We start from the raw sequence: 7942 nt of genomic DNA, 5'->3' as shown, positions 1-7942 counted from the left end.
CATGGCCGGGGCCCGCCGCATGCAGAAGCCCATAGAGAAAGCAGATGCCCAGAAGCCCCACCACCGCGCCCGGCTGCCCCGCGCGCAAGGCCCGCACCGCCCCCGCCAGCCGGTCCTGCGCGGCCCGCTGCGCCTCGGCCGCCCAAAGCGCCAGAAGGTCGAGCCCGCCGCCCAGCCACAACAGCGCCAGCGCCAGCGCGACGGCCAGGCCGGCCAGGGTCAATGTCCGGCGCATGTGACCCGCACCTCCTCGGCCCAGGCCTTGCCGACGGCGGGGAAATCGGCCTCGACATCCTGGTCGGGCGCATATTCCGCCAGCGCGGCCTTCATCTGCGCATCGGCAACCGTCGGATCGGGCGCCCAGACCTGGGCCGAACAGGCGCCGCTGCCGTCGGTCAGGACCGGGCGATAGGCGATGGCATAGGCGGTGTAATAGCCCGGATCATAGACCTGCACGGTGAACGTATCGCCGCCGATCGGCTGTGGCGCGGGCAAGGCGCGCAGATGGGTGCTGCGGATCCGCACCCCGTCATAATCGACCGTCCAATCGGTCGGCGGGCCCAGCGCCAGATCGCGCTCCCCGATCAGCACATAGGTATCGCCGGGATAGCCCGCCTGCCAATGCATGTCCCAGCCATTGAAATCGCGCAATTCCTGCGCGGTCAGCTGGCCATCGCCATCCGGGTCAAGGCCGCGGTCGGCGATGGTGGAAAGCGAGAAGAACTCGTCATAGATCCAGCCGATCCGCACCGCGGTGGCGCGGTCCTGATCGTCAAGGATCACCTCGACCCGCACGTCGATGAAGACATGCGGATGCGCCTGCCCCTGGCCTGCGGCCAGGGCCGTGACGATGGCGACGCGTCCTGCGGTTTGGGTCAACATGGGCGTGACCTTAGCCAAGCGCACCGGCCCGGCCAAGGGGCGGCCGACAGGCGCCGGGGGCGCTTCGCCCCCCGGACCCCCAGAGGATATTTTTGCAGAGAGGAAGGCCACAGACCCTCTTGCGAGACAGGCTGCCTTCCTCTCTGTCCAAATATCCCGGGGGTCCGGGGGCTGGCCCCCGGCAGCTGACAGACAGACCGCGGCCGGCAGGTCTAGCCGAGCCGCACCGCCGGATGGGTGGCCGCATCCAGAATATGGCCCGAGCCGCGCAGAACCTGTGCCGCCTTGCCGACGATCAGCGGATCGGGCTGGCCTACCACTTCGGGGTCCTTGTCAGGATAGTCCAGCGTCGACAGGAAATGCCGCATGCAGTTCAGCCGCGCGCGTTTCTTGTCATTCGACTTCACGATCACCCAGGGCGCATCGGCGGTATCGGTATAGAAGAACATCGCCTCTTTCGCCTCGGTGTAATCGTCCCATTTGTCGAGGCTGGCCTTGTCGATCGGCGACAGCTTCCATTTCTTCAGCGGATCGGTTTCGCGCGCCTTGAAGCGTTTCAGCTGCTCTTCGCGCGTGACCGAGAACCAGTATTTGTACAGCCTGATTCCGGTGCGGACGAGCATGCGCTCGATCTCGGGCGCCTCGCGCATGAATTCCAGATATTCCCCGGGCGAGCAGAAGCCCATGACCCGTTCCACCCCGGCGCGGTTGTACCAGCTGCGGTCGAAGAACACGATTTCGCCGGCCGTGGGCAGATGGGCAATATAGCGCTGGAAGAACCATTGGCCCTTTTCGACATCCGAAGGCTTGGTCAGCGCACAGACACGGGCATAGCGCGGGTTCAGATGTTCCATGAAGCGCTTGATCGTGCCGCCCTTGCCCGCGGCATCGCGCCCCTCCATCAGGATGACGAATTTCTGCCCGGTGTCCTGGGCCCAGATCTGCACCTTCAGCAATTCAGCCTGAAGCCGGGCCTTTTCCGCCTCATAGGGGGCGCGGCCCATGAGGCGGGCATAGGGGTAGCGGCCGGATTCGAAGGCCTGGCGCACCGCGTCCGGATCGACGGCGGGGAAATGCCGCGGGCCGGTCAGCCCCTCGCCCTCGCCCGGATTGGCGGGCGTCCCGGCAGAGGCGGCGGCCGAGGCGGAAGCAGAGGCACCGTCAGCCGGGGCGGAAGCGGCGGCAGCGGCAGCGGCCGAAGGGGCATCGGGTTTCAGATCTTCCATCGCGCGGGGCACCTTTTGCTGTTGACCAGCCGACAGTATGCCCTGTTTCGCAAAAGAATTCCTTGATCCCGCGCAATCGTGACCGGCCGCGTGCCCTGTGCCGCCCGCTGCCCGAAACACAAACAGGGCAGCGCACGTTGCCGGTGCGCTGCCCTGTCCATCGAGGGGAGAGTTAGGTTCTGAAATTCGACCGTCGCCAATGCCAGCGCGACTGTTTCCTTGCTAACGGTCGCCCCGAGTCGGCGCATACCCCATTTGCGGTAGGCGCATGGAAATTAACCTTGCGGTAGGGAAATCCCCACCCGGTCGAACATCAGCTCGACCTCATCCAGCACCAGCGGCCATTGCGCAAAGAACAGCAATTGCCCGGTGAAGGGCAGAAACCGGATCTCGACATGCGGATAGGCCTCGGCCAGTTCGCGGATCGTCAGGACCGGCGCCTGCGGATCCTGATCGCCTTCCAAAAGCAGGACCGGCACCTTGCAGGCGTGCACCACATCCGACCAGTCCTTTTCCGACCCGATGCATTCGCGGGTGAAGGCCTCATGCGCCGACCATTTGCGGGCCAGACAGACCTCGGAGCCTTCCAGCACCGCCTCGCGCACTTCGGGCTGGGCGAAGGTTTCGATATCGGCCGGGCTGCCGCCATTCACGGTGCGGAAGAAACTGTCCTTGCCCAGCCGCCGCGCCAGCGAAAAGCCCGCCTGCACCAGAAAGGGCAGGATCTTCGGCGCATAGCGGGCATTGGCCAGAATGAAGCGCTGCCATTTGTCCATGCGGTCATATTGCGCCGCGGTGCGGATCGGCAGTTGGCAGGCGCAGCCCAGGATGCCGCAGACCAGATCGGGCCGCTGATTGGCCAGGTTCATCGCAAAGCGCAGATCGGCGCCCTGCGGCACCACCACCGCGCCGCGGATGCCCAGATGATCCAGCACTGCCGCATAATCCAGCGTCACCCCCCTGAGGTGATCGGCGCCTTTCGGATGCAGGTCGGTCTTGCCATAGCCCGCCCGGACCGGAACGATCACCCGCAGCCCCCGCCGCCGCGCCGCGCGTTCGGCGCTGGCCGGCCAGCGGATCAGCCCGTAATCGAGATGCATGAACAGAACCGGCCGCCCTGCCGGATCGCCGAATTCGATCCAGGTCAGCCGGCGCTCTTCCGAGATCCGCAGCCAGTGCAGCGGCCGCGGCTCCAGCCGGCCCATTTCGGCCACCGGCTCCAGCGGCTCGATCGGGATCATCGCCACATCCATCAGCCCCAGCACCACCCGCACCAGTTCCGACTGGCTGTGCGTCTCGGTCTTGGCCAGGATCGAGCGCAGCTGGGTGCGCACCGTCTCGGCGCTGCGGCCGCGGGCTTCGGCAATGTCCTTGACCGGCAGGCCCAGGGTGATGCCGCGCACGATGTCCACCTCGGCGCCGGTCAGGCCAAAGGCCTCTTGCACGGTGGTGGCAAAGCCGTCGGGCCAGACAAGTTCGGTCGACAGGACCAGCGCCAGGGGCCGCGGCGCATCGCTTTCGATCGGGCTGACGCGCAGGATCACCGGGCTTTGAGTCACCATCGAGCGGATGCGCAGCGTCACCACCCGCTCGCCCGATTTGCGCCCGGCGACGCGGCGGATCACATCCGACAGCAGGGCACGGTCCTCGGGTTCGAAGGGCAGGCTGGCGAAGGGGCTGCCGTCGCGCAGGCCGAAGGCCACCTCGGCCGGGCGGTTGGCCGCATTTACCGTCATGCCGCCATCCGACAGGAAGGCGGCCGAGCGCGGAATGTCCTGCAGGACCGAGCGATAGCCGCCCTCCTGCTTTGTCGCCTCGAAACGGTCCAGAAACACGGTGGCGCGCTGCATATGCGCTTCGATCTCGGGATCGTTCAGCGGATCGGCCTGGTCCATAGGGCCAATCCGCAGCGGCGCGACCCGGCCTTCCCAGACCTCCAGCAGCTCGCTCAACCGGATCGGATCCAGTGCGACATCGTAAAGCCGATCAACGATCTCGGCCTTGTGGTCGCGCCCGGCGGGATCGGGCGGCGGCTTATGCGTGGGCCCTTTGGACATGCGCATTCTTTGCCGCTGCACCCCCTTTCGAGCAAGGGTTTTTCGCAGCCGCCGCCATCAACTTTCGCCGTTTCCCTTTTGCCGGCGATGCGGCATGAAGACGCCAGCGCAGGGTTGGGAGAAACCGCATGATCACGCTGTACGGTGTCTATCGCTCGCGGGCGTCGCGCCCGCTGTGGCTGCTGGCCGAGGCCGGGGTGGATTACACCCATGTGCCGGTGATCCAGTCCTACAGGCTGGCGGATGAGGCGGCCCGCGCGGCGCAGCTGAACACCGCCTCGGCCGCCTTCCTGAAGGTCAATCCGCTGGGCCAGATCCCGGCGATGGAGGAAGACGGGCTGGTGCTGACCGAATCGCTGGCGATCTGTCTGCATCTGGCGCGGGTGCATGGCGGCGTGCTGGGCCCGCAAAGCGCGGCCGAGGCGGCGCTGATCGACCAATGGGCGCTGCTGGCTGCCACGGCGGTGGAAACCCCGGCGCTGGAGATCATGTATGTTCAGGGCAATGGCGGCGACAAGACGCCCGAGGGCCAGGCCGCGATCGCGGTTGCCGCCGAAAAGCTGCGCCGCCCGCTGCGGCGGATCGAGGCGCATCTGGCCACCACCGACTGGCTGGTGGGCGACCGTTTCACCGTGGCCGACATCATGCTGGAAGAATGCCTGCGCTATGCCCAGGGCCATGCAGCGCTTCTGGGCGAATTCCCCGAGGTGAAGGCCTGGCTGGAACGCTGCCAGGCCCGGCCGGCCTTTCAGCGCATGTGGGCGATCCGCAACGCCGAGCCGGCCTGAGCCGAGAGGTCGGGCGCGGCCCATCTGACTGGCCTGCCCGTCTGCCCGGCTAGCCTGCGCAGCCCGCGGGCGGGGGCGGCGTTCGGGCCGGGGCCGCGCGGATTTCGGCCTGTGCAACCGTGGCGGCGCCTGCCCGGGCCGGGCGATGCGGGAAAGGGCTGCACCCTTGCGGATGCAGCCCCTCCGCCCGCCGGCAGGGACCGGCAGGCAGTGACCGTTGTCGTGCGGGGGCATCCGGACGGTCACCCTTGCGGACGGCGCCCCGGCGACGGGGCGGCGATCTGTCTGGGGCTTCTGCCCCGATGTCATGAAATCGGTGCGGCGCGGCGCTGGGCCGTCTGTCCACCCCGCAATCAGAACAGCAATTCGTCACCGTCGGGTTAACGCCGGCGCCATCGGCGCGGATTTCTTGCGCCGCTGCGGTCGGATCGCCCCTGCACAGACCCTGTGCGCCGCGGGGTGCTGGCGCCGCGGCCTGTGGCCGCCTAGATTCGCTGCAAAGCCCGACCCCCTTCCCGGTCCCGGGCGCTCAGATGAGGCAGTCATGAAGAAGATCGGTTTCCTGTCCTTCGGCCATTGGTCGGCCGAACGCGGCTCGGCGGTGCGTTCGGCCCAGGATGTGCTTGTGCAATCCATCGAACTGGCCGAGGCGGCCGAGGAACTGGGGGCCGACGGTGCCTATTTCCGCGTCCACCATTTCGCCCGGCAACTGGCCTCGCCCTTCCCGCTGCTCGCCGCCGTCGGCGCGCGGACGAAGAAGATCGAGATCGGCACCGGTGTCATCGACATGCGCTATGAAAATCCGTTCTACATGGTCGAGGATGCCGGATCGGCCGATCTGATCTCGGGCGGGCGGCTGCAACTGGGCATCTCGCGCGGCTCGCCCGAGCAGGTGGTCGATGGCTGGCGCCATTTCGGCTATCAGCCGGCCGAGGGCGAAACCGACCAGGACATGGCCCGCAACCACACCCAGGTCTTCCTGCAACTGCTGGAAGGCAAGGGGTTCGCCAAGCCGAATCCCCGGCCGATGTTCCCCAACCCGCCGGGCCTGTTGCGGCTGGAGCCGCATTCCGAAGGCCTGCGCGAGCGGATCTGGTGGGGGGCGGCCTCGGATGCGACCGCGGTCTGGGCGGCCGAGATGGGGATGAACCTGCAATCCTCGACGCTCAAATGGGACGAGACGGGCGAGCCCTTCCATGTGCAGCAGGCCAAGCAGATCCGCAAATACCGCGAGGCCTGGAAGGCCGCCGGCCACAAGGGCACGCCGCGGGTGTCGGTCAGCCGGTCGATCTTCGCCTTGGTGAACGACACCGACCGGATGTATTTCGGCGGCGGCCGGCCCGATGCGGATTCTGTGGGCGTGATCGACAATACCCGCGCGGTCTTCGGGCGCAGCTATGCGGCCGAGCCCGAGAAGCTGATCGCCGAACTGCGCCAGGACGAGGCGATCGCCGAGGCCGACACGCTGCTCTTGACCGTGCCCAACATGCTGGGCGTGGCCTATAACGCCCATGTCATCGAGACGATCCTGAAACAGGTCGCCCCGGAACTGGGCTGGCGCTGAACCGCAACGCGGGGCACCGGAATTTTCGAAAATTCCGGCCCGGAGCCTTCACAGGCTCCGGTGCGATTTCTTCGAAGACATCGCCCCCGCTCAGCCCTCGCGCCACAGATGCAGGGCGCCCAGCCGCGCCTCTTTCTTGGCCTGATGCCGGTCCATCCGCGCCAGCACGTCGCGCAGGAAAGCCACGCCCCGCGCCGCATGCGGGCCCTTGTTCAGCATCACCGCCTCGGCGCGCTGGCCCATGGCGGCATCGGTCACTTCGGCCCGCGTCGCCTGGCCTTCCTTGACCAGCGTCTCCAGCACCTGCGTCGCCCAGATCACCGGCACTTGCGCCGCCGCGCAAAGCCACAGCACCTCTTCCTGGATCTCGGACAGCCGGTCGAACCCGATCTCGACCGCCAGATCGCCCCGCGCGATCATCACGCCAACCGGCAGCCGCCCGCCCGCCGCCACGATCAGATCGGGCAGGGCTTCCAGCGCCCGCGGCGTCTCGATCTTCAGGACCAGCCCCGGCAGGCCGCGGCCGGGATCGCGCAAGGCCTTGCGCGCCTCGATCGCCGCCAACAGCGCCTCGACATCGGCCACGGATTGCACGAAGGAATACGAGACGACATCCGCCTCGCGCATCACGAAATCCAGCGCCTGCAGATCCTCTTCGGTCAGCGCGGGCACATCCAGCCGCGCGCCGGGCAGGTTCACGCCCTTCTCCAGCTTCAGCCGCGCGCCCTTCAAGGGCGCCTGCACCACCCGCAACTCGACCGCGCCCGCCTCGACCCGGATCACCTCGGCGCGGATCTTGCCATCGTCGATCACCACCTCGCGCCCCGGCGCCAGGGCGGCGGCCAGCTGCGGATGGCTGAGCCGCACCGCCAGCGCGCCATGCGGCGACCGCGCGCCCTCGGCCAGGATCCAGAAGCTTTCCCCCGTGACCAGCCGGTGCTTGTCATCGCCGCGCACCCGCGCGATGCGGAATTTCGGCCCGCCCAGATCCATCGACACCGGCAAGGCCCGGCCCAGCCCCGCCGCCTCGGTCCGGATCTGGCCGATCAGCGCCGCCCAGACCGCCGGATCGTCATGGGCGCAATTGATGCGGAAGCAATCCGCCCCCGCCTGCACCAGGCCCGAGATCAGCGCCGGCTCGGCCGCGGCAAGCCCCGGCAGGGTGACCATGATCCGCGTCCCCGGTCCCTCTGCCCGCGCGCCGAACAGCGCATCGCGCCGCGCCGCCAGAAGCCCCGCCGCGCCGATCTGCGCGGGGGCGGGAAACTCGGCCCGCCCGCTGCCCGACAGCGCCACCAGCGCCGCGATCACCGCCCGGATCGAAGGCAGGACATGCCCGTCCAGCCGCCCCAGGCTGGACAGGCCCAAAGCCGCCAGCCGGGGCTGCAGCGCCGACAGATCCTCGGCCCGCAGCGCCAGCCAGGC

6 protein-coding genes and 1 pseudogene are annotated in these 7942 nt (G+C 68.1%); 2 read left to right on the top strand and 5 right to left on the bottom strand.

Annotation, left to right across the window (positions count from 1 at the left end; genetic code table 11):
* From K1Y73_RS20550 to K1Y73_RS20535, 4 genes and pseudogenes are all read right to left on the bottom strand, one after another.
* Positions 1-235 (bottom strand): annotated as a pseudogene (locus K1Y73_RS20550) (hypothetical protein); the annotation flags it as partial.
* Positions 220-882, bottom strand: a complete 663-nt coding sequence (locus K1Y73_RS20545; protein ID WP_225030211.1) for a DUF1007 family protein — start codon at positions 880-882, stop codon at positions 220-222. The pseudogene K1Y73_RS20550 and the gene K1Y73_RS20545, both read right to left, overlap by 16 nt.
* A 212-nt stretch (positions 883-1094) precedes the next feature.
* Positions 1095-2108 carry a polyphosphate kinase 2 gene (gene ppk2, locus K1Y73_RS20540; RefSeq protein WP_225030210.1) on the bottom strand — a complete coding sequence of 338 codons (1014 nt, stop codon included), beginning with the start codon at positions 2106-2108 and terminating at the stop codon, positions 1095-1097.
* Positions 2109-2383: 275 nt separating this feature from the next.
* Entirely contained in the window at positions 2384-4165 is a 1782-nt protein-coding gene (locus tag K1Y73_RS20535) for a LuxR C-terminal-related transcriptional regulator (protein WP_225030208.1), read from the bottom strand.
* A 128-nt stretch (positions 4166-4293) separates the two neighbouring features.
* On the opposite strand from K1Y73_RS20535, the gene K1Y73_RS20530 reads away from it, so the two are divergent.
* Both K1Y73_RS20530 and K1Y73_RS20525 read left to right on the top strand, forming a co-directional pair.
* Positions 4294-4953 carry a glutathione S-transferase family protein gene (locus tag K1Y73_RS20530; protein WP_225030206.1) on the top strand — a complete coding sequence of 220 codons (660 nt, stop codon included), beginning with the start codon at positions 4294-4296 and terminating at the stop codon, positions 4951-4953.
* A 544-nt stretch (positions 4954-5497) separates the two neighbouring features.
* Positions 5498-6517, top strand: a complete 1020-nt coding sequence (locus tag K1Y73_RS20525) for an LLM class flavin-dependent oxidoreductase (RefSeq protein ID WP_225030200.1) — start codon at positions 5498-5500, stop codon at positions 6515-6517.
* A gap of 90 nt (positions 6518-6607) precedes the next feature.
* Here the strand turns inward: K1Y73_RS20525 and K1Y73_RS20520 are convergent.
* On the bottom strand, positions 6608-7942 hold a 1335-nt coding region (locus tag K1Y73_RS20520; RefSeq protein ID WP_225030199.1), incomplete at its 5' end, for a pyruvate kinase.

The sequence above is a fragment of the Xinfangfangia pollutisoli genome (assembly GCF_020179405.1).
In the GTDB taxonomy this organism is placed as follows: Bacteria; Pseudomonadota; Alphaproteobacteria; order Rhodobacterales; family Rhodobacteraceae; genus Pseudogemmobacter; species Pseudogemmobacter pollutisoli.
Note: the sequence above shows the minus strand (reverse complement) of the source record. Positions and strands in the feature narration are given on the sequence as shown.

Coding starts and splice junctions, on each gene's coding strand:
- K1Y73_RS20545 (WP_225030211.1), bottom strand. CDS start 882: ATGTTGACCCAAACCGCAGGACGCGTCGCCATCGTCACGGCCCTGGCC.
- ppk2 (WP_225030210.1), bottom strand. CDS start 2,108: ATGGAAGATCTGAAACCCGATGCCCCTTCGGCCGCTGCCGCTGCCGCC.
- K1Y73_RS20535 (WP_225030208.1), bottom strand. CDS start 4,165: ATGTCCAAAGGGCCCACGCATAAGCCGCCGCCCGATCCCGCCGGGCGC.
- K1Y73_RS20530 (WP_225030206.1), top strand. CDS start 4,294: ATGATCACGCTGTACGGTGTCTATCGCTCGCGGGCGTCGCGCCCGCTG.
- K1Y73_RS20525 (WP_225030200.1), top strand. CDS start 5,498: ATGAAGAAGATCGGTTTCCTGTCCTTCGGCCATTGGTCGGCCGAACGC.